This window comes from Pseudomonas sp. GL-RE-26 (assembly GCF_019956275.1).
GTDB lineage: Bacteria > Pseudomonadota > Gammaproteobacteria > Pseudomonadales > Pseudomonadaceae > Aquipseudomonas > Aquipseudomonas grandcourensis.
On sequence record NZ_JAHBDI010000002.1, the window covers coordinates 87,458 to 110,136 of the forward strand.

The window sequence follows — 22,679 nt, forward strand, 5'->3', positions numbered from 1 at the left end:
TATCTGCTTATTCCCATTAACCATAAGCACCATACTTTGCGTGATATGGCCTGCGAACGTTTGCCGGTATGATAGGCACCCCCGCAGTCTGGATTGCGAATACGCCATGACCTTGCAGTACCCAACCATCGCCGATTGCGTCGGCAACACTCCGCTGGTTCGTTTGCAGCGCCTGCCCGGCGCCACCAGCAATACCCTTTTGCTCAAGCTCGAAGGGAACAACCCGGCGGGTTCGGTCAAGGACCGTCCGGCGCTGTCGATGATTACCCGCGCCGAACTGCGCGGGCAGATCCACGCTGGCGATACGTTGATCGAGGCGACCTCGGGCAACACCGGGATCGCTCTGGCCATGGCCGCCGCGATCAAGGGTTACAGGATGATCCTGATCATGCCGGACAACTCCAGCGCCGAGCGCAAGGCAGCCATGACGGCCTATGGCGCCGAGCTGATTCTGGTCAGCCAGGAACAGGGCATGGAAGGCGCCCGTGACCTCGCGCAGAAGATGGAAGCCGAAGGTCGCGGCAAGGTACTGGATCAGTTTGCCAACGGTGACAACCCTGAGGCGCACTACACCACCACCGGTCCGGAAATCTGGCGCCAGACCCAGGGCACCATCACCCATTTCGTCAGCTCCATGGGCACCACCGGCACCATCATGGGCGTGTCGCGCTACCTCAAGGAGCAGAACGACAACGTGCAGATCATCGGCCTGCAGCCGATGGAAGGCTCGGCGATCCCGGGTATCCGTCGCTGGCCTCAGGAATACCTGCCGAAGATCTACCAGGCCGACCGCGTGGACCGCATCGTCGACATGGCCCAAAGCGAAGCCGAAGACGTGACCCGTCGTCTGGCCCGCGAAGAAGGCATTTTCTGTGGCGTGTCCTCGGGCGGTGCCGTGGCGGCAATGCTGCGCCTGTCCAAAGAAGTTGAAAACGCGGTGATCGTCGCGATCATCTGCGACCGTGGCGACCGTTACCTGTCGACCGGCATTTTCGACGCGCCCAACTGATGGCCAAACATGAAAGAGGCCTGCGCTTCCAGCCCACCGGCGGCAGCAAGGCCCCGCAAGTCCCGACCGGCAAAAAGCAGCGCCTGACCATCGAGCGCCTGGCCAATGACGGTCGCGGTATCGCGTTTTTCGAAGGTCGCACCTGGTTCGTCATCGGCGCAATGGCCGGTGAAGAGATCGAGGCGCGCGTCCTCGGTGCCCACGGCAAAGTGGTCGAGGCGCGCACCGAACGGGTATTCAAGGCCAGCGAATTGCGCCGCCCGGCACCGTGCGCCCATGCCGGCCGCTGCGGCGGTTGCAGCGTGCAGCATCTGCCCCACAACGAACAGCTTGCCCTGAAACAGCGCATGCTCGCCGAGCAGTTGTCGAGGGTCGCGGGCGTCGAGCCCGAAGAGTGGGCGGCGCCATTGAGCGGTGCGGAGTTCGCTTACCGGCGTCGCGCCCGCGTGGCGGTGCGCTGGGACATGAAGGCGAAAAAACTCGAAGTCGGTTTCCGTGCTGCCGGCAGCCAGGACATTGTTGGCATCGATGACTGCCCGGTGCTGGTACAACCCTTGCAACCGATCATGAGCCGCTTGCCGGAGATGCTGCGGCGCTTGAGCAAACCCCAGGCACTCGGGCATGTGGAGTTGTTCAGCGGCTCGACGCTGGCCGTGTTGCTGCGGCACATGGCGCCGTTGTCCGACGCCGACCTGACGATCCTCAAGGAATTCTGTGCGTTCCATGAAGCCCAGTTGTGGCTGCATGGCGACGGCGAACCGCATCCGGTCGAGGCCGATCAGTCGTTGGGCTATCGTCTTGAACAGTGGGACCTGGAGCTGGCGTATCGTCCCGGGGATTTCATCCAGGTCAACGCCGCCGTCAACGAAGCGATGGTCGCCCAGGCACTGGACTGGTTGAGGCCGACAGCGGATGAGCGCGTCCTCGACCTGTTCTGTGGTCTGGGCAACTTTGCCTTGCCGCTGGCCAAGGCCGCTCGTGAAGTGGTGGCGGTCGAAGGTGTGCAGGTGATGGTCGATCGGGCAGCGGCGAATGCGGCTAGTAATAATCTGCATAACGCGAAGTTTTTTCAGGCCGATTTATCCCAGCCTTTGACGGACGCCGAATGGGCCGCCGAAGGCTTTTGTGCGGTACTCTTGGACCCACCGCGTGACGGTGCTTTCGAGGTCGTGCGCAAGCTCAAGAGCCTTGGCGCCGAACGTTTGGTGTATGTGTCGTGCAACCCTGCAACTCTGGCGCGCGACACGGTCGAATTGATCAAGCAGGGCTACCGGTTAAAACGTGCCGGGATTCTCGATATGTTTCCTCAAACGGCACATGTCGAGGCCATGGCGTTATTTGAAGCGAGCTAGGATGCTCGTCTGGTCCGACTGGCCCGCCCGTGCAGCCGCGCACCCAGCCCGACGTGGGCGCACGGGCAACGAAGGTCAGCGATTTGACGCATTGAATCTGCGTCGTAGGGAAGGTAAGCAAGATGGTACAGGTGAGAGCACACCAGCCGATCAACACCGACGGCAGTATCAATCTCGAGGCTTGGCTCGATCATGCGGTCAGTGTCGATCTGGCACTGGATCGCGAAGCCTTGAAAGAGGCCTGCGAGTACGCTCGCGAGGCCGAACAACAAGCCAATGCGGCACAGAATCTGTGGTCGGAAGGTAACTCGACTTTCCGTACCGGGCTTGAGATCGCCGAGATCCTCGCCGACCTCAAGCTCGACCAGGATTCACTGGTCGCCGCGATCCTGTATCGAGGCGTGCGCGAAGGCCAGATCAAGTTGCCGGCCGTCAGCCAGCGCTTCGGTCCGGTGGTGTCCAAGCTCATCGACGGCGTGCAGCGCATGGCCGCGATCAGCGACAGCCTGAGCCCGCGCAAATCCCTGGTGCTGGGCACCCAGGGCCAGGTGGAAAACCTGCGCAAGATGCTGGTGGCCATGGTCGACGACGTTCGCGTTGCCCTGATCAAACTGGCCGAACGCACGTGCGCGATCCGCGCGGTGAAGACCGCCGACGACGAAAAACGCAACCGCGTGGCCCGTGAAGTCTTCGACATCTACGCTCCGCTGGCCCATCGCCTGGGTATCGGTCACATCAAGTGGGAACTGGAAGACTTGTCCTTCCGTTACCTGGAACCGGACCAGTACAAGCAGATTGCCAAGTTGCTCCATGAGCGGCGACTGGATCGCGAGCGTTTTATCAGCGATGTGATGAGTCAGCTGAAAAACGAACTGCAGGCCACCGGCGTCGATGCCGACATCAGCGGCCGGGCCAAACACATCTATTCGATCTGGCGCAAAATGCAGCGCAAGGGGCTGGAGTTCAGCCAGATCTACGACGTGCGTGCCGTGCGTGTGTTGGTGCCGGAAATGCGCGATTGCTACACCGCGCTCGGCATCGTCCACACCCTGTGGCGACACATCCCGAAAGAGTTCGACGACTACATCGCCAACCCCAAGGAAAACGGCTATCGCTCGCTGCACACCGCGGTGATCGGGCCCGAGGGCAAGGTGCTGGAAGTGCAGATTCGCACCCACGCGATGCACGAAGAAGCCGAACTCGGCGTGTGCGCGCACTGGCGCTACAAGGGCACCGACGTCAAGTCCGGTTCCAATCACTACGAAGAGAAAATCTCCTGGCTGCGTCAGGTGCTCGAATGGCACGAAGAGCTGGGTGACATCGGTGGCCTGGCGGAACAGTTGCGGGTCGATATCGAGCCGGACCGGGTGTACATCTTCACCCCGGACGGTCACGCCATTGACTTGCCGAAGGGCGCGACCCCGCTGGACTTCGCCTACCGCGTCCACACCGAAATTGGTCACAACTGCCGTGGCGCCAAGATCAACGGGCGCATCGTACCGCTCAACTACAGCCTGCAAACCGGTGAACAGGTCGAGATCATCACCAGCAAGCACGGCACCCCGAGCCGCGACTGGCTGAACCCGAACCTGGGCTACGTCACCACGTCGCGAGCACGGGCGAAGATCGTTCACTGGTTCAAGTTGCAGGCTCGCGACCAGAACGTCGCGGCCGGTAAAACCCTGCTCGAGCGCGAGCTCAATCGCCTCGGCCTGCCGGCGGTGGATTTCGACAAGCTGGCCGACAAGGCCAACATGAAAACCGCCGAAGACCTGTTCGCCGCCCTCGGTGCCGGGGACCTGCGCCTGGCGCAACTGGTCAACCTGGCGCAGCAACTGGTCGAGCCGGAGCGTGGCAACGAGCAGCTTGAACTGATTCCACGCAAGGCCACCGGATACAAACCGGGCAAGCGCGGCGACATTCAGATCCAGGGCGTCGGCAACCTGATGACCCAGATGGCCGGCTGCTGCCAGCCGCTGCCGGGGGATGCCATCGTCGGTTACATCACCCAGGGCCGTGGCGTGAGCATTCACCGCCAGGACTGCGCCTCGGTGCTGCAACTGAGCGGGCGGGAGCCAGAGCGGATCATCCAGGTCAGCTGGGGCCCGGTACCGGTGCTCACCTATCCGGTGGACATCGTCATCCGCGCCTACGACCGTTCCGGTTTGCTGCGTGATGTTTCGCAGGTGCTGCTCAACGAGCGGATCAACGTGCTGGCGGTCAACACCCGCTCGAACAAGGAGGACAACACCGCGCTGATGTCCCTGACCATCGAGATTCCGGGGCTGGATGCATTGGGGCGGTTGCTGGGGCGGATTTCCCAGTTGCCGAACATCATCGAAACCCGGCGTAACCGTACGCCGTGATGGTGTTCATGTCTGGCACCGTTCTACTGTGTGAGCGAGCTTGCTCGCGATGGCGGCTTGAAGGACACATTGATGTTGAATGTGACGACGCTATCGCGAGCAAGCTCGCTCCCACAGGTTCTCGCAGAGTTTAATAAATGTATTCACTTGAAGACCTGCTTCACCTGATGAACCGCCTGCGCGATCCGCAGTACGGTTGCCCGTGGGACATCAAGCAAACTTACGCCAGCATCGTCCCCCACACTCTGGAAGAAGCCTACGAAGTCGCCGACGCCATTGAGCGCGGTGACTTCGATCACTTGCAGGGTGAGCTGGGCGACCTGTTGTTCCAGGTGGTTTATTACAGCCAGTTGGCCCGGGAAGAAGGGCGCTTCGAGTTCGCCGGCGTGGTCGACAGCATCACCCGCAAGCTGATCCGCCGCCATCCTCACGTGTTCCCCACCGGTGATCTGTATGCGCCAATGGATGTCCCGCGCCTGAGTGAAGCGCAGGTCAAGCAGCGTTGGGAAGAGATCAAGGCCGAGGAGCGCGCGGAGAAATCTTCAGCCCCCGAACAGCTGTCGTTGCTTGATGACGTCCCCGCGGCCTTGCCGGCGTTGTCACGGTCGGCGAAATTGCAAAAGCGCGCAGGGCAGGTCGGTTTCGACTGGCCGGACGCCTTGCCGGTGCTCGATAAAGTACGTGAAGAGCTCGATGAAGTCCTCGAAGCCATGTCGGAAAATGATCCCGAGGCCGTGGCCGACGAGATCGGCGACCTGCTGTTTTCCGTGGTCAATCTGGCGCGGCATCTCAAGGTCGATCCGGAAACCGCACTGCGTGGCGCCAACGGCAAGTTTGAAAGACGCTTTCGTTTTATCGAACAGGCATTGCGCGACACCCGCCGTCCCATGGAAGATTGCACCCTCGAAGAGTTGGACGCCTTGTGGGGCGAAGCCAAACGTCAGGAAAAGAATTTGCCCAGCTGCGGTTGAGCAGTAGCCTAAGTGAGTAATAAGCACCATGAGCATTTCCCTTCGCGACCAGTTGCTCAAAGCAGGGCTGGTCAACCAGAAGCAGGCCAAGCAGGTCAGCAAAGACAAGCAGAAACAGCAACGCCTGGCCCACAAAGGCCAGGTCGAGCTGGATGACTCCCAGCAACGCGCGGCACAGGAAGCCATGGCCGAGAAGGTCAAGCGCGACCAGGAGCTCAACCGCCAGCAGCAGGAAAAGGCTGAGGCCAAGGCCCGTGCCGCGCAGGTCAAGCAATTGATCGAAGTCTCGCGCCTGCCGAAATTGACGACCGAGGATTACTACAACTTCGTCGACGACAAGAAGGTCAAGCGCATCTCCGTCAACACCCTGATGCGCAACAAGCTCAGCAGCGGTTCGCTGGCCATCGTGCATCACGCTGGCGGCTACGAAGTGATTCCGCGCGAGGCTGCGCTGAAGATTCAGGAGCGCGACCCGCAACGCATCGTGCAGTTGAATGTGCAGACCGAAGAAGTCAGCGTCGAGGATGATCCGTACGCAGCCTACAAGATCCCTGATGATCTGATGTGGTAATCGCTTCTCTGGCATTACATGTTTGTTAGTACATTGCTGGATTAATCAATTGAACCCGAAAGATCGCGTCGATACGATCTCTCGGGTTTTCTTTTGCCCGAAATATTCTCAGGGGAGAGAACTAATGGAATGAACTTCAATGAATAAGGATATTCTCAATGCTGGTAAGTATCGCCTCGTTACGCCAACCCACTTTTAAATCGCAGCTTTCACGGCCGCGACAACTCGATCAATCCATTCACGATTATCTTGACGACGAGCTTGTCGCGCGAGCGGAGCTTGTACGCCGAAAGATCAAGATTGCTGCGAAAGCTGCTCGCGACGATCACGGCGGGTCTGCTTGCGTTTTCGTAACCTTGCCTGAGTTTTTCTGGAACATTCCCTGGCACGAAGTCCGCAATGAGCAAGAACTTCACGAACTGAGCTCTGCCTATCTGACGAAGGTGACCGAGTGTGTGACGCTGTTGATAAGCGATCTGCCAGTGGAACTGTACGGCAAGATCGTTTTATTGGCGGGAAGTTGTGCGACACTGATCAAAGTGGGAGAGGGGGAGTCGAGCTATTACGATGTCGTTAATTATGTGCTGACCATTTCCAATAAGGAGTACGAGGCTGACATTCCGCTTATGTCGATGTGGCCGAAACGTTATGTGTCTGGAATCGATTTTGGAAGGCATGTAGGCGCGGAAGACGGGTACTGGTTTTTCAAGTTGTTCGATGAGGTCGTGGTAAGGGTAAAGAAAGTCAGTGATGTACGGGCCGAGCACAGTTACTTTGGTGGTTACGAAGGGATATTCATTAATAGTCTTGTCGCGGGTTGCCCATTCGGTATCAACTTGTGCCTGGATTATGCGGTGTTGAAAGACGGTGAACGGGATAAGGAAGTTGAACAGGCGGGGGCAAAAATCGATTTTCTGATTGCCTGTGGCATGAACTTCGATTACGGCAAGCGTCATCTGTCTTCGCTTCAGTTTGCCGTCCGCAATGACGGCATGGGTGATGGTGAGTGCGAGGTGGTGAAACTTGAGGCGGGCTGGATCGTCGGTGTTGTTCCTTCGGTGGAGATCGACGACTCGCTTCATTTAGCGGCCATTCAGATTGCCTGAGCCGCGTCCTCCGGTCGCAGCCTGCCCGTGCGGGGAAGGGGCAGGCTGCATGGTGGTGGAGTCTGTCTTCAACCGGTTGCGAGCTCGCGTTTGCGCTCGAGCATTTCCAGTTCGGCCCTGTAGTTTTGTGCGTCGATCTCGGAATGGAACATCCCGACCAGCAGGTCTTGTTGATGCACATCCCAGATCCGGATACCGGCGGCTACACCCTCGTGGGATTTATGTGAATCGTCGCGTTCAGTTACTTTTACAGTCATCTGCTAGCTCCAATCTCTGTTATCTGCAGCAAGGCGTGTGCAGGCCTTTGTTATATGTTTTGTTAGCTTGCTAAGTAAATGACTGAGTTTGGTAACGGTTTTTTGCAAAAACGGAAACAGTCCTGCAGCCCGCTAAACACGCGACATTCGGTCACAGGGCATTAAGTTTCATGACAAAAGCTTCATCTTCAGAACGCACCGCAGACGCTTGTAGGAGTGAGCCTGCTCGCGATAGCGGTGGGTCAGTTACCAGTGATGTTGCCTGGAATACCTCTATCGCGAGCAGGCTCACTCCTACAGAGGATTTGTGTATGTCTTGAGGCTTTTCTCAAGGCAAAAAAAACGCCCCGAACCAGTCGGGGCGTTTTCTTGTGCGGCGTTATGGCGGGGTGTTACTTGCCCTGCCAGCGCTTCAGTACCAGGGTGGCGTTGGTGCCACCGAAACCGAAGCTGTTGCTCATCACGGTGTTGATGGTGGCGTTTTCGCGGGTCTTGGTCAGCACCGGCAGATCGGCCACTTCAGGGTCGAGTTCGTCGATGTTGGCGGAGCCGGCAATGAAGTTGCCTTCCATCATCAGCATGCAGTAGATCGCTTCGTGAACGCCGGCGGCGCCCAGCGAGTGACCGGACAGGCTCTTGGTGGAGCTGATGGCCGGAGCCTTGTCGCCGAACACTTCACGCACACCTTTCATTTCCGCGACGTCGCCGACCGGGGTCGAAGTGCCGTGGGTGTTCAGGTAGTCGATCGGGGTGTCGACGGTGGACAGTGCCTGCTGCATGCAGCGGATCGCGCCTTCGCCACTCGGGGCAACCATGTCGTAGCCGTCGGAGGTCGCGCCGTAGCCGACGATTTCCGCGTAGATTTTCGCGCCACGGGCCAGAGCGTGTTCCAGCTCTTCAACCACGACCATGCCGCCACCGCCGGCGATGACGAAACCGTCACGGTCGGCGTCGTAGGCACGGGAAGCTTTTTCCGGGGTGTCGTTGCGCTTGCTGGACAGGGCGCCCATGGCGTCGAACAGGAACGACTGGCTCCAGTGCTCTTCTTCACCGCCACCGGCGAAGACGATGTCCTGCTTGCCCATCTGGATCTGTTCCATGGCGGTACCGATGCAGTGAGCACTGGTGGCGCAGGCAGACGCGATGGAGTAGTTCAGGCCCTTGATCTTGAACGGAGTGGCCAGGCACGCGGAAACGGTGCTGCTCATGGTCCGCGTTACGCGGTATGGGCCGACGCGCTTGACGCCTTTCTCGCGCAGGATGTCCAGCGCTTCCATCTGATTCAGGGTCGATGCGCCACCGGAACCGGCGATCAGGCCGGTACGCGGGTTGGACACCTGCTCTTCGGTCAGGCCGGAGTCGGTGATGGCGTCTTTCATGGCCAGGTAGGCATAAGCTGCCGCGTGGCCGACGAAGCGATAGATCTTGCGATCGATCAGTTCTTCAAGGTTGAGGTCAATGGAGCCGGAAACCTGGCTACGCAGACCCATTTCGGCATATTCCGGGTTGAACCGGATGCCAGGGCGGCTTGCACGCAGGTTAGCGGAGACGGTCTCTTTGTCATTGCCCAGGCAAGAAACGATGCCCAGACCAGTGATAACGACGCGGCGCATGCGGATAACCCTTAGAAGTTGTCAGTGGAGGTGAACACGCCGACCCGGAGGCCTTCGGCGGTGTAGATTTCGCGACCGTCGACAGTGACCGAACCGTCGGCGATGGCCAGGTTCAGCTTGCCCTTGAGGACGCGCTTGATATGAATGTTATAGGTGACTTTCTTGGCGGTCGGCAGGACCTGGCCGAAGAATTTCACTTCGCCCGAACCCAGCGCACGGCCACGGCCCGGCAGGCCTTGCCAGCCCAGGAAGAAACCGACCAGTTGCCACATGGCGTCGAGGCCCAGGCAGCCCGGCATCACCGGGTCGCCTTCGAAGTGGCAGGCGAAGAACCACAGGTCCGGATTGATATCCAGCTCGGCGACCAATTCACCTTTGCCGTACTTGCCACCTTCTTCGCTGATAAGGGTGATGCGATCAACCATCAGCATGTTCGGGGCGGGCAGTTGCGCGTTACCAGGGCCGAACAGCTCACCGCGACCGCAGCGCAGCAGGTCTTCCCGGGTAAAGGCGTTTTGTTTGGTCATGCGAGCTCCTCAATAGTCCCATGCGGCAGGTGGGGCAAATCTTCCCGGCCGATCGAAGCGTTCATGCCTCGAACCGGCAGCCTACTCATAGACTATTGCGTTGTGGTGAAAGTCACAGCACCAAGGACATGAATGTACACTTGTGCACTGAAATTATTATTCAAGCCCCTTTTCGGGCCTGTTCGGGTGACTAAGACTGCCGCACTTTCGCCTTTCACGCCAGTCGCAGATGCTCGAAAGGCCTGTACTACTGCACCCATCGCTGCAGAATTTGCTGCAGATCAGTCCGTTTGAACGGCTTGGCCAGGTAATCGTTCATCCCTGCCGACAGACAGGCTTCGCGGTCACCCTGCAAGGCGTTGGCGGTCAGGGCGATGATCGGCAGGTCGGTGCAGCCGGGTAGCTTGCGGATTTGTCGGGTGGCTTCATAGCCATCGATGATCGGCAAGCGGCAATCCATCAGGATCGCTTCGAAAATCAGGCTCTCGGCACTGCGTACCGCCTGCGCGCCGTCGGCGGCGACACTGACCTTGAAGCCCAGGCTGCGCAACATGGCTTCGATGACGGTCTGGTTGACCGGGTTGTCTTCGACCAACAGCACATTGCGCCCCTCGCCATTGCTGTTGCGCGATTGCGCGCGAGGGGGCAATAGCGGTTGGGTCTGCTGGTGCAGAGCCAGGGGGATTTCCAGGGTGAACACCGAACCGTGGCCTTCCTCACTCTGCGCGCGCAAGGTGCCGCCCATGCGTTCGGCCAAGGTACGGGCAATCGGCAGGCCCAGCCCTGTGCCGCCGTAACGTCTTGAAATGGAGCTGTCGGCCTGCTGGAAAGCGTTGAACATCAATTCCAGGCTTTGCGCCGGGATGCCGATGCCGCTGTCGCGCACGGTGCAGGTGAACCACAGCAACTCGTGGTCCAGCGACTGCCACTGCGCCTCGATGGTGACGCGGCCCTGCTCGGTGAATTTCAGTGCATTGCCAACCAGGTTGACCAGTATCTGCCGGATACGCGTCGGGTCGCCCTTGGCCTGCAAGCCGCGCATGTCGTCGGGGATCATCAGTTGCAGGTCCAGACCACGTTGCGCGGCGCTGTGCTGGAACGACTGGGCGCAACTGCCGATCAGGTCGGCGAGGTTGAACGGGATGTGCTCCAGTTCCAGCTCTGAACGTTCGATCCGCGAGAAATCCAGGATGTCGTTGATGACCTTGAGCAAGTGCTCGGTGGATTCCGAGGCCAGCGCCGCGTATTCCACCTGTTCCTCGGTCATGTCGGTGGTTTCCAGCAACTGCAGCATGCCCAGTACGCCATTCATTGGCGTGCGCAGTTCATGGCTCATCATGGCGAGGAAATCGGATTTGGCGTTGTTGGCCTTTTCCGCTTCTTCGCGGGTCTGGATCAGCTGCGCCATGGCCTGATGCTGTTCGCGGCTGGCCTGCTCGAGACCGCTGGCGAGGTTGTTGATGTGTTGCGACAGCGCCCCCAGCTCGGTGTCATCGACAATCGGTAGCGGTGTCTTGTAGTCGCCGTCCTGGATCGCCTTGACCGCATTGCCGATATCGCGGATCGGTTGCGACAGGCTGCCCGCCAGACGCCGGGCCACAATGAAGGTAAACAGCAGGGCAAACAGTGCCAGGATGGCGGCCTTGAGCACGATTTCCTGTTGGCGCCGGCTGAAGGCGTCGTTGGAAAGCCCGACGATCACCCGGCCTAGATAGTCTTCGACAGGGGCCACGGTGGCGGTTTTGCTGCTCTGGAAAAAATCATTGTGCAAAGCGATGCGCTGGAGCCGTATCGGTGCCTGGAACACTTCGAGCTGTTGCGCGCGATTATGATGTTCGTTCGGTTGTTCGACGTACACCAGAACCCGGTTGGCGCTGTCCTGGATTTCCAGAAAGCTCACGTTGGGTGTGGCCAGCGTCGCCTTGAGCAAGGTGTCGAGCACTTCGATGTTGCCCGAAATCACTCCGTACTCGGTGGCCGGGGCCAGTTGATTGGCGATCAGCTGGCCGGTGTGGGTGATTTCCTGACGCAGATCCTGAATACGCACGAACGTGAAGAAACTGATCAGCAACAAGGTCAGCAGCAGTGCAGGGCCGAGGCTGATCAGTTGGGTGCGGGTGTTGATGTCCCAGCGACGGCGCAAACTCATGGACGGCGTTCTCCTTCAGCCAGCAGTGTGGCGACAGACGCTTCGTTTATCTGTTCGATACCCAATGAACGCGCCACCTGCGGATTGCTCGCGACCTTGAATCGATGGGGATAGTACGTGTGCGGCCAGGTGGCCGGAGGCCGGTCGAGCAATTCGTCGAGGACCGCCAACCAATCGCTCTGATCGCTATAGGTACTGGCCAGGCTCCCGGCCTTGACGAATCCGGCGTTGGGTCCGATCAGCGCCACTTGCCGGGAGTAGCTGCTCAACAGCAGGTTCTTTGCGGTTTGCGGGTTGTACAGGTCGGCATCGTCCAGGCCCAGCAACACGTCGCTTTTATTTAGCAGGGCCTGTAATGGACGACTGTCGTGAATGTTGTCCCAGCGCTGGGTGACCACCTCAAGATCCAGGGGGAGGGCGGCCTGACGCAGCTCATTCAAGAGGAATTCACTGTGGGTGTCGTAGAGCACGCCGACGCGTCTGGCCTGGGGCAACAGGGTGCGGGTCAAGCGCAACTGGCGATCCAGTGGTGGATCGCTCCATAGCAGGCAAAGGCGTGCAGGCAGCGAGTTGTTCAAGCGCTGCCGGGCCTGCAGGCGGCTGATGCGCAATACCAGTGTCGCCGGGCCCTGGGCGTTCTGCAGGCGCCAGTCGAGGCTGGGCAGGTCGAGCAGTATCAAGCGGATGTTTTCCGGCAACTTGTCCGGTATCGGCATTTTGGCCAGCGTCTGGAAGCGTACGCTATCGCTTGGTCGCAACTCGCTCAGGGCCTGGGTAAACGCCCGCACAGCGGGGCTGTCTTCGGCACCCGTGAGCAAAATGTCGGCCGCATTACTCGCCAGGCTGCCCAGCAGGCCGCTTGATAGCAGGCAGAGTATGGCCAGCAGCCGACCCAGGGTCGGCATTCTGCAGGCCGGACGATTCGGCATCTTAAAGCTCCAGCTCCGCGCTGAAATACATTACGTGGCGCTGGTCATAGTTGTTGTCGATGAAGGTGGTCGGCTGATTGTCCAGCCGTTGCTGGAGCACTCCGGCCAGCTCCAGGCTGGCCTTGCCCAAGGCGATACGTTTGGCGATGCGCGCATCGACCCGTTCGAAGCGGTAGCCGTTGAGGGCGTCATCGCCATAATAGAAAAGCGCACTGTTCCAGCCCTGGCCCCAATCGCGCAGCCATCCGGCCGAACCACTGTTGCTTGCAGTCTGCCTGGCATCCAGCGGATTGCTGGCGTCGGCATCAACGTAGGCATAGGTCAGTCGCAGGCGATCGAGGCTGCCGACGCGCCAGTCGAGCTGGGTTTCGCCCCCCGAAAAGCGTGCCTTGTTGGCGTTGCTGGCGATGTACTGATTGTTGCGCAGCGGTTCACTGATCATGCCGGTGATTTCGTCGTGGAACAGCTTCACGTCGAGCGCCAGCCCCGGTTCGGGAAAATAGCCGTTGTAGCCCAGTTCCCGGGAGCGCATGTGCTCTTGGTCGAGGTCGCCGGGGCCACGGGTCTTGACGAAATAACGGGCGCTGGACTGGCCAAAGGCGCCGGGCTTGAGGTTGGTGACCTGATAACTCCAGTTGACGTTGTTCTCGAACATGTCCGGCGAACGGACGGCCTCGGAGTACACTGCACGCAAGCCGTGACGCGGATTGATCAGGTAGTTGACCGCCATGCGAGGTGTCAGCGAGCTGCCGATCAACCGGGTGTCCTCGAACATGGCACCGCCTTGCAACAGCCAGTGTTCGGTGGCACGCCACTCGAACTGGCCGAACGCCCGCCAGATGGTGTCATCGAGCTTGCCATTGAAGTAGGTCTCGGAATCTGCCCGGTCGTAACGATAGTTCAAACCGCTGACCAGCCGCAGGTTATCGGCAAGGCTCAGGGTGTCCTGCAGTTCGAGGTCGTAGCGCGACTCTCGGGTGCTCTGGTCGATGTCGCCGCAAACGGTCTGGCTTGCGCCGTTGCGCCATTGATCGAGCACCTGATTGGCCAGCGCCTGCTCGGCGGGCGTGCCGGCCGGCGCACCAGGGCCGGTGAAACGCGTGATGTTGCGGGCCAGGCGTTCGGTGTAGTTCGGGTTCAATTGCCAGAGTTCGGTCAGTTGCGGGCTGAAGGATATTTCAGCATCGCAGGCGCGCCAGGTTTGCTGACGATCCCAGTGTTGGGCCGAACCCTGGATATAAAGGCTGTGGTCGGGATCGATGTCCAGGTTCCAGCGCAATGACCCGGCGTAGTCCTTGGCGGTGACGTCGGAGTCGTTGCCCGCGCGGGTAATCCCCGGGAACACCGGCCGGTAGGTATAGGGGCGTTGGTTGGTGCCGTCCTTGGCATTCAATTGCCAGTCGAGGCTTTGCCGTTCGTCGAGGCTCTGGCTGACGGCGAGGTTGAAGCGATCGAGGCGACGGCTGTCATGGTAGTGCGCGCCGGTTCGATCGGTGTCGAAGCCGTCGTCTTGCTGGCCGGACAGGGACAGGCGCATGTCACCGTCCTCCCAGCCCAGGCCCTGGCTGGCGTAAAAGTCGTTGATGCCGCGCTGGCCCTGGGTGACCTTCATGCGCGTACCGTGACTGTCGGCCGGCCGCCGGGTAATGATGTTGACCACCGCCATCAGGGCATTGGCGCCGTAGCTGACGGTATTCGGTCCGCGAAAAACTTCGATGCGCTCGATATCTTCCATGGCCACCGGAATGTCGCTCCAGTCGACGGTGGCCAGGCCGGCGCGATACACCGAGCGCCCGTCTATCAGCACTTGCATGCGTCGCGCTTCAGTTGCATTGGTGCCGTGGTAGTTCACCGCTGCCTGGTTGCCGCTGATGTTGCCGACCATCATCCCCGGCACCAGACGCAGCAGTTCACTGATGTCGCGGGCTCCGCTGGCGTGGATCAGGGCGCTGTCAATCACCGTCATGCTTCCCGGCACGGCCGCCGGCGACTGCTTCAGGCGCGTGGCGGTGAGCACTTGCGGCAGTGGTTCACTGTCCAGGAACAAGTCGTCGGCCAGCACCGGCGAGCTGAAAATCAGCGCCAGTACCAGAGGCGAATGCGGTGAAGAAGAGCCCGGAGACACAACTGATCCCTGTCAGTGATTGTTGGCGCGCATGTTAACCGAGCCGAATGACTTTTCCATTCACGATGTCTGCATTTTCCTCGGTTTTATTGGTCTTCTTCCTACGGTTGCAGGTATTTGATGTCGGGGCTGGCCGCCGAGGGGCTGCCCCGTATAATGCCGACATCGCCACTGGTATGGATTAACGGATTGCATATGACTGAACAGCGCCCGATTGCGGTCCTGGGAGGCGGAAGTTTTGGAACCGCCGTGGCTAATCTGCTGGCCGAGAACGGGAATCAGGTCCTTCAGTGGATGCGTGACCCCGAACAGGCCGAGGCCATTCGGGTCAATCGCGAAAACCCGCGTTACCTCAAAGGCATCAAAATTCTGCCCGGCGTCACGCCGGTCACCGACCTGCAAGCCACCCTGGACGCCTGTGACCTGTGTTTTGTCGCATTGCCCTCCAGCGCGCTGCGCTCGGTGCTGGTGCCGCACGCCGAACGCTTGACCGGCAAATTGCTGGTGAGCCTGACCAAAGGCATCGAAGCCCACACGTTCAAGCTGATGAGCGAGATCCTCGAAGAGATCGCCCCGCAGGCGCGCATCGGCGTCCTGTCCGGACCCAACCTGGCCCGAGAAATCGCCGAACATGCACTGACCGCCACGGTGGTCGCCAGTGAAGACGAAGAACTCTGCCAGCAGGTTCAGGCCGCGCTGCACGGGCGCACCTTTCGTGTGTACGCCAGCGCCGACCGTTTCGGCGTGGAACTGGGTGGGGCGTTGAAAAACGTCTACGCGATCATCGCCGGCATGGCGGTGGCGCTGGGCATGGGCGAAAATACCAAAAGCATGCTGATTACCCGGGCATTGGCGGAAATGACCCGCTTCGCGGTGAATCAGGGCGCTAACCCGATGACCTTCCTGGGACTGGCGGGCGTGGGCGATCTGATCGTGACCTGTTCGTCGCCCAAGAGCCGCAACTATCAGGTCGGTTTCGCCCTCGGCCAGGGCCTGAGCCTGGACGAGGCGGTCACGCGCCTGGGTGAAGTCGCCGAAGGGGTCAACACCCTTAAAGTGCTCAAGGCCAAGGCCCAGGAGGTTGGCGTGTACATGCCGCTGGTCGCCGGTCTGCACGCGATCCTGTTCGAGGGCCGCACGCTGGAGCAGGTCATCGGACTGTTAATGCGTGGCGAGCCGAAAACCGACGTCGACTTTATTTCCACCAGTGGTTTCAACTAATTTCACGCTTGCCAGAAAAGCAGGGAGTTGCGCATGAACGATCCAAAAGTAGAAGCCAAGTACGAATCCATCCTGCTGCGGGTGCTGTGGATGATCCTCTTCGTGCTGGTGTGGCAAGTGGCGCAGTTCATCCTCGGCGCCGTCGTGCTGGTGCAGTTGATCTATCGTTTGTTCTATGGCGCCCCAAGCGCCAGCCTGATGAATTTCGGCGACAGCCTGAGCCAGTTTCTGGCGCAGATCGGTCGTTTCGGCAGCTTTCACAGCGACCAGAAGCCCTGGCCGTTCGCCGACTGGCCGACGCCGCGTACACCGGAAGGTGAGGCGCCGCATGTCGTGGCACCGGCACCCCATCCGACCCGAGATGAGGAACCCAAGCTATGAAACTCTGGGTATTGCGTCATGGTGAAGCCGAGCCTTATGGAGCGCGACCTGATTCCGAGCGGGCACTGACCGACCACGGCCGCAAGGAAGTGTTGAGCAGCGCCGCGCGGTTGATGGGTGAGCCGCTGACGGCGATCTATGCCAGCCCCTACCTGCGTGCACAGCAGACAGCGCAACTGGTGCGCGAGGCATTGGGCTTCGAGCCCGAGATCCGTACCGTCGAATGGCTGACCCCGGACACCGACCCGGACAAAGTGGCCGAGCAACTGGTATCGGTGAGCAACGTCCTTTTGGTCAGTCACAACCCGCTGGTGGGGCATTTGTTGAGTTACCTGCAACATGGTGCCGGGCATCCGCCGGAAAAAGTCAGCACCGCCGGGTTGGCCGAACTCAAGGGCGATGAGTTACTGATCGGGTCGATGAAACTCGACAGCATCAAGCACCCTTAACACCGCTTTTCTGTGGGAGCGTGGCTTGCCCGCGAAGGTATCGACTCGGTTTACCTGATAAACCGCGGCGCCTGCATCGCGGGCAAGCCACGCTCCCACAGGTACGTCATAACCCGAAAAGTTTTGTATGAAATAGTCAACCAAGCACTTGCTTGGTTGGCTACGCTTGCTCCAGACCAAAATCACAGGAGCGAGTCGCATGTCTGCTGCTTTTCGTTTGCCACTGGACGTCTTCTACGAGCGTGAGGCCCGTCATCCCCGCCAGCGCTTTCTGGTCCAGCCTGTCGGAGGCGGCCAGGTCGAGACCTTGACCTGGGCCGACGTCGGTCATCAAGCACGCTGCGCCGCCCACTGGCTGCGAGCGCGGGAACTGCCGCAGGGCAGCCATATCGCCCTGATCTCGAAAAATTGTGCGCACTGGATCATTGCCGATCTGGCGATCTGGATGGCCGGGCATGTGTCGGTGCCGTTGTACCCAAACCTGACCGCCGAGACCGTTGCCCAAGTGCTCGAACATTCGGAAGCAGCGCTGGCGTTCATTGGCAAGCTCGATGACTGGCCAGGCATGTCCCGTGGCGTCAGCCCCGACCTGCCGACCATCAGCCTGCCCCTGCATCCTCCCGGTGACTTTGATTTCAGCTGGGACGACCTGCAACGCAGCTCGCCCATCCAGGACAATCCCAAGCCTGACGCCGATCAACTGGCGACCATCATTTACACATCCGGCACCACGGGCATGCCCAAGGGCGTGATGCACAGCTTCGGCAATCTGGGGTTCGCCACGACACGCGGCACTGCGTTGTTCGGCCTCAACGAGTCGGACCGGCTGTTGTCCTACCTGCCGCTGTGCCACGTTGCTGAGCGGATGTTCGTCGAACTGGCGTCGATCTATACAGGTCAAACAGTGTTTTTCGCTGAGAGCCTCGATACCTTCCTCACCGACCTGCGACGTGCGCGCCCGACCGCACTGTTTGGCGTGCCGCGTATCTGGACCAAATTCCAGATGGGCGTGTACAGCAAGATCCCGGCAAAACGTCTCGACTTCCTGCTTGGCCTGCCGATCATCGGCAAACGGGTCGGGCATAAAGTCCTCGCCGGGTTGGGGCTGGACGCGTTGCGCATCGCGTTGTCCGGCGCAGCTCCGGTGCCGCAGACCTTGTTGCAGTGGTACCGCAAACTGGGGCTGGACGTGCTGGAGGTCTACGGCATGACCGAGAGTTGCGGCTACTCCCACATCGGTATGCCGGGCCAGAACAAACCGGGCTGGATCGGCAAGCCTTGCCCGGAAGTCGAAGTGCGGATCGCCGAGACGGGGGAGGTCATGGTGCGCAGTGGTGCGACCATGCTCGGGTATTACAAGGAACCGGAAAAAACCGCCGACACCATTACCGAGGACGGCTTCCTGCGTACCGGCGACAAGGGCGAGCAGGACGCCGAAGGCAATCTGCGCCTGACCGGACGCCTGAAGGAAATCTTCAAGACCAGCAAAGGCAAGTACGTGGCCCCGGCTCCGATTGAAAATCGCCTGGCCGTGCATTCGCGCATCGAACAGGTCTGCGTGGTGGGCGATGGTTTGAGTGCGCCGCTGGGTTTGTGCGTGTTGTCGGCGGTCGGCCAGCAGGATGCCGACGGGGCCGCGCGCGCCGGCCTGCATTCGAGCCTGGAAAAATTGCTGGAAGAGGTCAACGGCGCCCTCGACAAGCATGAACAACTGCGGCGCCTGGTAGTGGTCAAGGACAGTTGGGCCGTGGAAAACGGCTTTCTCACCCCGACCCTGAAGATCAAGCGCAACGTGATCGAAGCGGCTTACGGTGAGCGCTTTGAGGAATGGAGCGAGCGCAGCGAAGCGGTGCTGTGGCAGGATTGATTCACGAAGAAAACCAACAAGGAAATTCTGCGATGAGCTTGTGGCGCACCACCCCGAACATCGAGCAGTTGAACGCAATCCAGAAAAACACCATTGGCGAAGTGCTGGACATCCGTTTCGAGTCCTTCGACGAAGAGTCCCTGACCGCCAGCATGGTCGTCGATCACCGCACCCATCAGCCCTACGGCTTGCTGCATGGCGGTGCCTCGGTGGTGCTGGCCGAATCGGTCGGCTCAATGGCCAGCTACCTGTGCATCGATGCCAGCAAATTCTATTGCGTGGGCCTGGAAATCAACGCCAACCATTTGCGCGGCCTGCGCAGCGGACGGGTGACGGCGGTGGCCAAGCCGATCCACATCGGCCGCACGACCCACGTCTGGGACATTCGCCTGACTAGCGATGAGGGCAAGGCCAGTTGTGTGTCGCGACTGACCATGGCAGTGGTGCCATTGGGTGAGAATCCACCGACTCGTTGAACCAAAGCCATAGCTTTGACCGGACTGTCATCATTCCTGTCAGTTACGGTCATTGCTGTAGGACGCGGTCTTGCGGACAATCGACGTCTGTTCTCGCTCATGGATTTGCAGGTATGTCGCAACAGATCTTTTTCGCCCACGCCAATGGTTTTCCTTCGGGGACCTACGGCAAGTTGTTTGCGGCGCTGGCACCCGAGTTTCAGGTGACGCATCTGGAGCAGCACGCCCACGATCCGCGTTTCCCGGCGGACGACAACTGGTACAACCTGGTGGATGAGCTGATCCATCACCTGCAACAGCAGGCCGAGCCTGTGTGGGGTGTCGGTCACTCCTTTGGTGGCGTGCTGCATCTGCATGCGGCTTTGCGCTGCCCTGAGCTGTATCGCGGGGTAGTGATGCTCGACTCGCCCGTGCTGACCCGCACCGACCAATGGGTCATACGGGCGGCCAAACGCTTTGGTTTCATCGACCGCTTGACCCCGGCCGGGCGCACCCTGGGTCGCCGTGAAGAATTCGCCGACCTGGAAAGCGCCCGGAAATATTTCGCCGGTAAAACCCTGTTCCGCGGTTTCGACCCGGAATGCTTCGATGCCTACCTGCAACACGGCTTGCACCAGGTCGGCGACAAGCTGCGCCTGCTGTTCGACCCGGCCACGGAAATCAGCATCTATCGCGGTGTGCCGCACACCAGCCCGGGCAGCACCCGGCAGTTGCAAGTGCCGCTGGCGGTGGTTCGCGGGCACAACAGCCGCGTAGTGATGCGCCATCACGCCAGTTCGGTGGACCGCCTGCCGCTGGGCGAGTCGTTGACCATGCCCGGCGGCCACATGTTTCCGCTCGAACGTCCCCTTGATACCGCTGACATGCTCAAAGGCCTGTTCTATCGCTGGGGCGGCCGTCGACAGCAGGATTGCGCATGAACCACGTCGTCGAAGAAGTCCGCCTGAGCCTGCCGCACATCGAACTGGCGGCGCACCTGTTCGGTCCTGAAGACGGTCTGCCGGTGATTGCCCTGCATGGCTGGCTGGACAACGCCAACAGCTTTGCCCGTCTGGCGCCGAAGCTCAAAGGCTTGCGCGTCATCGCGCTGGACATGGCCGGTCACGGTCATTCCGGGCATCGCCCGCCGGGCGCCGGTTACGCCATGTGGGACTATGCCCACGATGTGCTGCAAGTCGCCGAACAGCTAGAACTGCGCAAATTTGCGCTGATGGGGCATTCGATGGGCGCCATCGCTTCGCTGATCATCGCCGGGTCGATGCCCGAACGGGTCACCCACCTGGCGTTGATCGACGGCATCATTCCTCCTACAGACAAAGGTGAAAACGCTGCCGAGCGCATGGGCATGGCCCTGCAAGCTCAACTGGATTTGCGGGAGAAGCGCAAGCCGGTCTACGACACCCTCGACCGAGCCATCGAAGCGCGCATGAAGGGCCTGGTTGCGGTCAGCCGCGAGGCCGCTGAACTGCTGGCGCAGCGCGGCCTGATGCCGGTGCCGGGCGGTTACACCTGGCGCACCGACAATCGCCTCACGTTGCCATCGCCGCTGCGTCTTACAACCGAACAGGCCATGGCCTTCGTCCAGCGGATCAAGTGTCCTGCAACGCTGGTGGTTGCCGCCGACGGCATGCTCGCCAAACACCCTGAGTTGCTGGAGCGTCTACCCTTTAGCCGGGAACAGCTGCCAGGCGGCCACCATTTGCACCTCAATGACGAGTCCGGTGCCGATCTTGTCGCAGACTGTTTCAATCGGTTTTTCGCCATTCCTTGACTTGCGCCGGGCAACTGTCGAGGCTTGGCGGGTTGAAAAGGGAGACAACCATGATAGATCTCTACACCGCTGCGACTCCGAATGGCCACAAGGTCTCTATCGTGCTCGAGGAACTCGGCCTGCCCTACACGGTGCATGCCTTGAGTTTCGACAAAAAGGAGCAGAAGTCCACGGACTTCCTCAAGATCAACCCCAATGGCCGGATTCCGGCGATTGTCGACCGCGCCAACGGCGATTTCGCCGTGTTCGAATCCGGCGCCATCCTGATTTACCTCGCTGAACAGACCGGCAAACTGATGCCATCGGACCCGAAGGGGCGTTCGCTGGTATTGCAGTGGCTGATGTTTCAGATGGGCGGGATCGGCCCGATGCAGGGCCAGGCCAACGTGTTCTTCCGCTACTTTCCGGAAAAACTCCAGGGTGCCATCGACCGCTATCAGCATGAAACCCGTCGCCTCTACGAAGTGCTCGAGACGCGTTTGCAAAGCGTGGAGTTCCTCGCGGGCGAGTACAGCATTGCCGACATCGCCACCTTTCCCTGGGTGCGCGGCTACGAGTGGTCGGGCGTCTCGGTGGAGGGCTTGACGGCGTTGCAACGCTGGATGGCAACCATGGAGGCCCGGCCCGCGGTGCAGCGTGGTCTGCAGGTACCGATACGCGCCGATGAAGCCAGTGTCATCAAGGGCGCCCAGGCCATGCTGATCCGATGAGTCTATCCATGCGTTCATTCAGTTTATTGGTGCTGTGCAGTTTCAGTCCCTTGTTGTTCGCCGCTGATATTCCGGGCAGTCAGGACCTGCCGATAGTGCCGCGCATGACCGACGCCCAGATTGTCGACTATCGCCCCGCCGCCGAACTGGAGCGGATCTACCCGTTGGGCTCGATCCGTAAAATCAGTGGCCAGTTACGTTTCGACGGCCAGGTCAGTGCCCGCGGCAACGTCACGTCGGTGACCTACGAGTTGCCACCGGAGCATTCATCCATCGAGGCGTTCACCGCTGCCCGCGAGGCTTTGCAACAGCAGGACGCCGGGTTGCTCTTTTGGTGCCAGGCGCGCGATTGTGGCGAAAGCAGCCTCTGGGCCAATGAAGTCTTCGGTAACGCCAAGCTGTACGGCGCCGACGATCAACAGGCCTATCTGCTGCTGCGTCTTGCCGCACCAAGGGACAACACGCTCATTGCGCTGTACAGCATCACCCGGGGTAATCGCAAAGCCTACCTGCATGTCGAACAGTTCGAAGCTTCGGCACCGCTGGGCGAGTTGTTGCCGACCTCCGCGACCTTGCTGCGTGAACTCAAGAGCACCGGCGAGCTGGATTTTTCCACGTTGAACAGCGCACCTGACGAGACCTGGCTGCGCCTGATTTCTCGCGGACTGAATCTGGACACCACCTTGCGGGTCAGCATTTCCGGAGCGAACTCCGAAGCCTGGCGTCAGGCACTGATTGCCCAGGGCGTGCGTGCCGCGCGGATGGAAACCGGCAGTGCCGAGGGCTCTGGCCTGCACATCGAGCTATTGCGCTAGGCTGTACCGGGCGA

21 protein-coding genes are annotated in these 22,679 nt (G+C 60.3%); 15 read left to right on the top strand and 6 right to left on the bottom strand.

From position 1 onward, the window contains the following. The first annotated feature begins 106 nt into the window (after positions 1–106). The 6 genes from cysM to KGB07_RS01305 all read left to right on the top strand — a co-directional run bounded on the left by cysM (position 107) and on the right by KGB07_RS01305 (position 7,375). Positions 107–1,009 (top strand): cysteine synthase CysM, encoded by a 903-nt coding sequence (gene cysM / locus KGB07_RS01280; protein WP_046043004.1) that lies wholly within the window; start codon positions 107–109, stop codon positions 1,007–1,009. Beyond that, entirely contained in the window at positions 1,009–2,361 is a 1,353-nt protein-coding gene (rlmD, locus tag KGB07_RS01285; protein WP_223464215.1) for a 23S rRNA (uracil(1939)-C(5))-methyltransferase RlmD, read from the top strand. The genes cysM and rlmD overlap by 1 nt, the downstream gene beginning before the upstream one ends. A 122-nt stretch (positions 2,362–2,483) precedes the next feature. After that, positions 2,484–4,727, top strand: coding sequence for a GTP diphosphokinase (gene relA, locus KGB07_RS01290; protein ID WP_046043002.1), 2,244 nt, complete (start codon positions 2,484–2,486; stop codon positions 4,725–4,727). Between the two features lie 137 nt (positions 4,728–4,864). Beyond that, a complete protein-coding gene (mazG, locus tag KGB07_RS01295; RefSeq protein ID WP_223464216.1) occupies positions 4,865–5,698 on the top strand; it encodes a nucleoside triphosphate pyrophosphohydrolase in 834 nt (277 codons plus the stop codon). A gap of 28 nt (positions 5,699–5,726) precedes the next feature. Next, positions 5,727–6,269 carry a DUF2058 domain-containing protein gene (locus tag KGB07_RS01300; protein WP_103397702.1) on the top strand — a complete coding sequence of 181 codons (543 nt, stop codon included), beginning with the start codon at positions 5,727–5,729 and terminating at the stop codon, positions 6,267–6,269. Between the two features lie 158 nt (positions 6,270–6,427). After that, positions 6,428–7,375, top strand: coding sequence for a hypothetical protein (locus KGB07_RS01305; protein ID WP_223464218.1), 948 nt, complete (start codon positions 6,428–6,430; stop codon positions 7,373–7,375). 68 nt (positions 7,376–7,443) lie between these two features. Here the strand turns inward: KGB07_RS01305 and KGB07_RS01310 are convergent, their stop codons facing one another. The 6 genes from KGB07_RS01310 to KGB07_RS01335 form a co-directional block, all read right to left on the bottom strand. Further along, a complete protein-coding gene (locus KGB07_RS01310; protein ID WP_223464220.1) occupies positions 7,444–7,632 on the bottom strand; it encodes a hypothetical protein in 189 nt (62 codons plus the stop codon). Between the two features lie 392 nt (positions 7,633–8,024). Beyond that, positions 8,025–9,245: a beta-ketoacyl-ACP synthase I gene (gene fabB, locus KGB07_RS01315; protein WP_046042997.1), complete on the bottom strand. Its 1,221-nt coding sequence runs from the start codon at positions 9,243–9,245 to the stop codon at positions 8,025–8,027. 11 nt (positions 9,246–9,256) lie between these two features. Continuing rightward, entirely contained in the window at positions 9,257–9,772 is a 516-nt protein-coding gene (fabA, locus tag KGB07_RS01320) for a 3-hydroxyacyl-[acyl-carrier-protein] dehydratase FabA (protein WP_046042996.1), read from the bottom strand. A 247-nt stretch (positions 9,773–10,019) separates the two neighbouring features. Then, entirely contained in the window at positions 10,020–11,921 is a 1,902-nt protein-coding gene (locus KGB07_RS01325) for an ATP-binding protein (RefSeq protein ID WP_223464222.1), read from the bottom strand. After that, complete coding sequence (locus tag KGB07_RS01330) at positions 11,918–12,850, bottom strand: ABC transporter substrate-binding protein (protein ID WP_046042993.1); 933 nt, start codon at positions 12,848–12,850, stop codon at positions 11,918–11,920. Before KGB07_RS01330 ends, KGB07_RS01325 begins: the two co-directional genes overlap by 4 nt. Before the next feature lies 1 nt (position 12,851). Continuing rightward, the gene (locus KGB07_RS01335; protein WP_223464224.1) at positions 12,852–14,975 is read right to left on the bottom strand and encodes a TonB-dependent receptor plug domain-containing protein; all 2,124 of its coding nucleotides are present in this window, start codon (positions 14,973–14,975) and stop codon (positions 12,852–12,854) included. A gap of 195 nt (positions 14,976–15,170) precedes the next feature. Between KGB07_RS01335 and KGB07_RS01340 the strand changes: the two genes are divergently transcribed. The 9 genes from KGB07_RS01340 to KGB07_RS01380 all read left to right on the top strand — a co-directional run bounded on the left by KGB07_RS01340 (position 15,171) and on the right by KGB07_RS01380 (position 22,665). Then, positions 15,171–16,196 (top strand): NAD(P)H-dependent glycerol-3-phosphate dehydrogenase, encoded by a 1,026-nt coding sequence (locus KGB07_RS01340; protein ID WP_223464225.1) that lies wholly within the window; start codon positions 15,171–15,173, stop codon positions 16,194–16,196. Between the two features lie 33 nt (positions 16,197–16,229). Continuing rightward, positions 16,230–16,577 carry a DUF4389 domain-containing protein gene (locus KGB07_RS01345; protein WP_046042988.1) on the top strand — a complete coding sequence of 116 codons (348 nt, stop codon included), beginning with the start codon at positions 16,230–16,232 and terminating at the stop codon, positions 16,575–16,577. Beyond that, positions 16,574–17,026 carry a phosphohistidine phosphatase SixA gene (gene sixA, locus KGB07_RS01350; protein WP_046042987.1) on the top strand — a complete coding sequence of 151 codons (453 nt, stop codon included), beginning with the start codon at positions 16,574–16,576 and terminating at the stop codon, positions 17,024–17,026. The genes KGB07_RS01345 and sixA overlap by 4 nt, the downstream gene beginning before the upstream one ends. Positions 17,027–17,225: 199 nt before the next feature. After that, complete coding sequence (locus KGB07_RS01355; RefSeq protein WP_046042986.1) at positions 17,226–18,893, top strand: AMP-binding protein; 1,668 nt, start codon at positions 17,226–17,228, stop codon at positions 18,891–18,893. A gap of 32 nt (positions 18,894–18,925) precedes the next feature. Further along, the gene (locus KGB07_RS01360) at positions 18,926–19,369 is read left to right on the top strand and encodes a hotdog fold thioesterase (protein ID WP_046042985.1); all 444 of its coding nucleotides are present in this window, start codon (positions 18,926–18,928) and stop codon (positions 19,367–19,369) included. Between the two features lie 113 nt (positions 19,370–19,482). Beyond that, positions 19,483–20,289: an alpha/beta fold hydrolase gene (locus KGB07_RS01365; RefSeq protein ID WP_223464226.1), complete on the top strand. Its 807-nt coding sequence runs from the start codon at positions 19,483–19,485 to the stop codon at positions 20,287–20,289. Then, positions 20,286–21,140 carry an alpha/beta hydrolase gene (locus tag KGB07_RS01370; protein WP_046042982.1) on the top strand — a complete coding sequence of 285 codons (855 nt, stop codon included), beginning with the start codon at positions 20,286–20,288 and terminating at the stop codon, positions 21,138–21,140. The genes KGB07_RS01365 and KGB07_RS01370 overlap by 4 nt, the downstream gene beginning before the upstream one ends. A gap of 50 nt (positions 21,141–21,190) precedes the next feature. Next, positions 21,191–21,850 carry a glutathione S-transferase family protein gene (locus KGB07_RS01375; RefSeq protein ID WP_046042981.1) on the top strand — a complete coding sequence of 220 codons (660 nt, stop codon included), beginning with the start codon at positions 21,191–21,193 and terminating at the stop codon, positions 21,848–21,850. Positions 21,851–21,858: 8 nt separating this feature from the next. Continuing rightward, positions 21,859–22,665, top strand: a complete 807-nt coding sequence (locus tag KGB07_RS01380) for a DUF4892 domain-containing protein (RefSeq protein WP_046042980.1) — start codon at positions 21,859–21,861, stop codon at positions 22,663–22,665. Positions 22,666–22,679 lie beyond the last annotated feature (14 nt).

Coding starts and splice junctions, on each gene's coding strand:
- cysM (WP_046043004.1), top strand. CDS start 107: ATGACCTTGCAGTACCCAACCATCGCCGATTGCGTCGGCAACACTCCG.
- rlmD (WP_223464215.1), top strand. CDS start 1,009: ATGGCCAAACATGAAAGAGGCCTGCGCTTCCAGCCCACCGGCGGCAGC.
- relA (WP_046043002.1), top strand. CDS start 2,484: ATGGTACAGGTGAGAGCACACCAGCCGATCAACACCGACGGCAGTATC.
- mazG (WP_223464216.1), top strand. CDS start 4,865: ATGTATTCACTTGAAGACCTGCTTCACCTGATGAACCGCCTGCGCGAT.
- KGB07_RS01300 (WP_103397702.1), top strand. CDS start 5,727: ATGAGCATTTCCCTTCGCGACCAGTTGCTCAAAGCAGGGCTGGTCAAC.
- KGB07_RS01305 (WP_223464218.1), top strand. CDS start 6,428: ATGCTGGTAAGTATCGCCTCGTTACGCCAACCCACTTTTAAATCGCAG.
- KGB07_RS01310 (WP_223464220.1), bottom strand. CDS start 7,632: ATGACTGTAAAAGTAACTGAACGCGACGATTCACATAAATCCCACGAG.
- fabB (WP_046042997.1), bottom strand. CDS start 9,245: ATGCGCCGCGTCGTTATCACTGGTCTGGGCATCGTTTCTTGCCTGGGC.
- fabA (WP_046042996.1), bottom strand. CDS start 9,772: ATGACCAAACAAAACGCCTTTACCCGGGAAGACCTGCTGCGCTGCGGT.
- KGB07_RS01325 (WP_223464222.1), bottom strand. CDS start 11,921: ATGAGTTTGCGCCGTCGCTGGGACATCAACACCCGCACCCAACTGATC.
- KGB07_RS01330 (WP_046042993.1), bottom strand. CDS start 12,850: ATGCCGAATCGTCCGGCCTGCAGAATGCCGACCCTGGGTCGGCTGCTG.
- KGB07_RS01340 (WP_223464225.1), top strand. CDS start 15,171: ATGACTGAACAGCGCCCGATTGCGGTCCTGGGAGGCGGAAGTTTTGGA.
- KGB07_RS01345 (WP_046042988.1), top strand. CDS start 16,230: ATGAACGATCCAAAAGTAGAAGCCAAGTACGAATCCATCCTGCTGCGG.
- sixA (WP_046042987.1), top strand. CDS start 16,574: ATGAAACTCTGGGTATTGCGTCATGGTGAAGCCGAGCCTTATGGAGCG.
- KGB07_RS01355 (WP_046042986.1), top strand. CDS start 17,226: ATGTCTGCTGCTTTTCGTTTGCCACTGGACGTCTTCTACGAGCGTGAG.
- KGB07_RS01360 (WP_046042985.1), top strand. CDS start 18,926: ATGAGCTTGTGGCGCACCACCCCGAACATCGAGCAGTTGAACGCAATC.
- KGB07_RS01365 (WP_223464226.1), top strand. CDS start 19,483: ATGTCGCAACAGATCTTTTTCGCCCACGCCAATGGTTTTCCTTCGGGG.
- KGB07_RS01370 (WP_046042982.1), top strand. CDS start 20,286: ATGAACCACGTCGTCGAAGAAGTCCGCCTGAGCCTGCCGCACATCGAA.
- KGB07_RS01375 (WP_046042981.1), top strand. CDS start 21,191: ATGATAGATCTCTACACCGCTGCGACTCCGAATGGCCACAAGGTCTCT.
- KGB07_RS01380 (WP_046042980.1), top strand. CDS start 21,859: ATGCGTTCATTCAGTTTATTGGTGCTGTGCAGTTTCAGTCCCTTGTTG.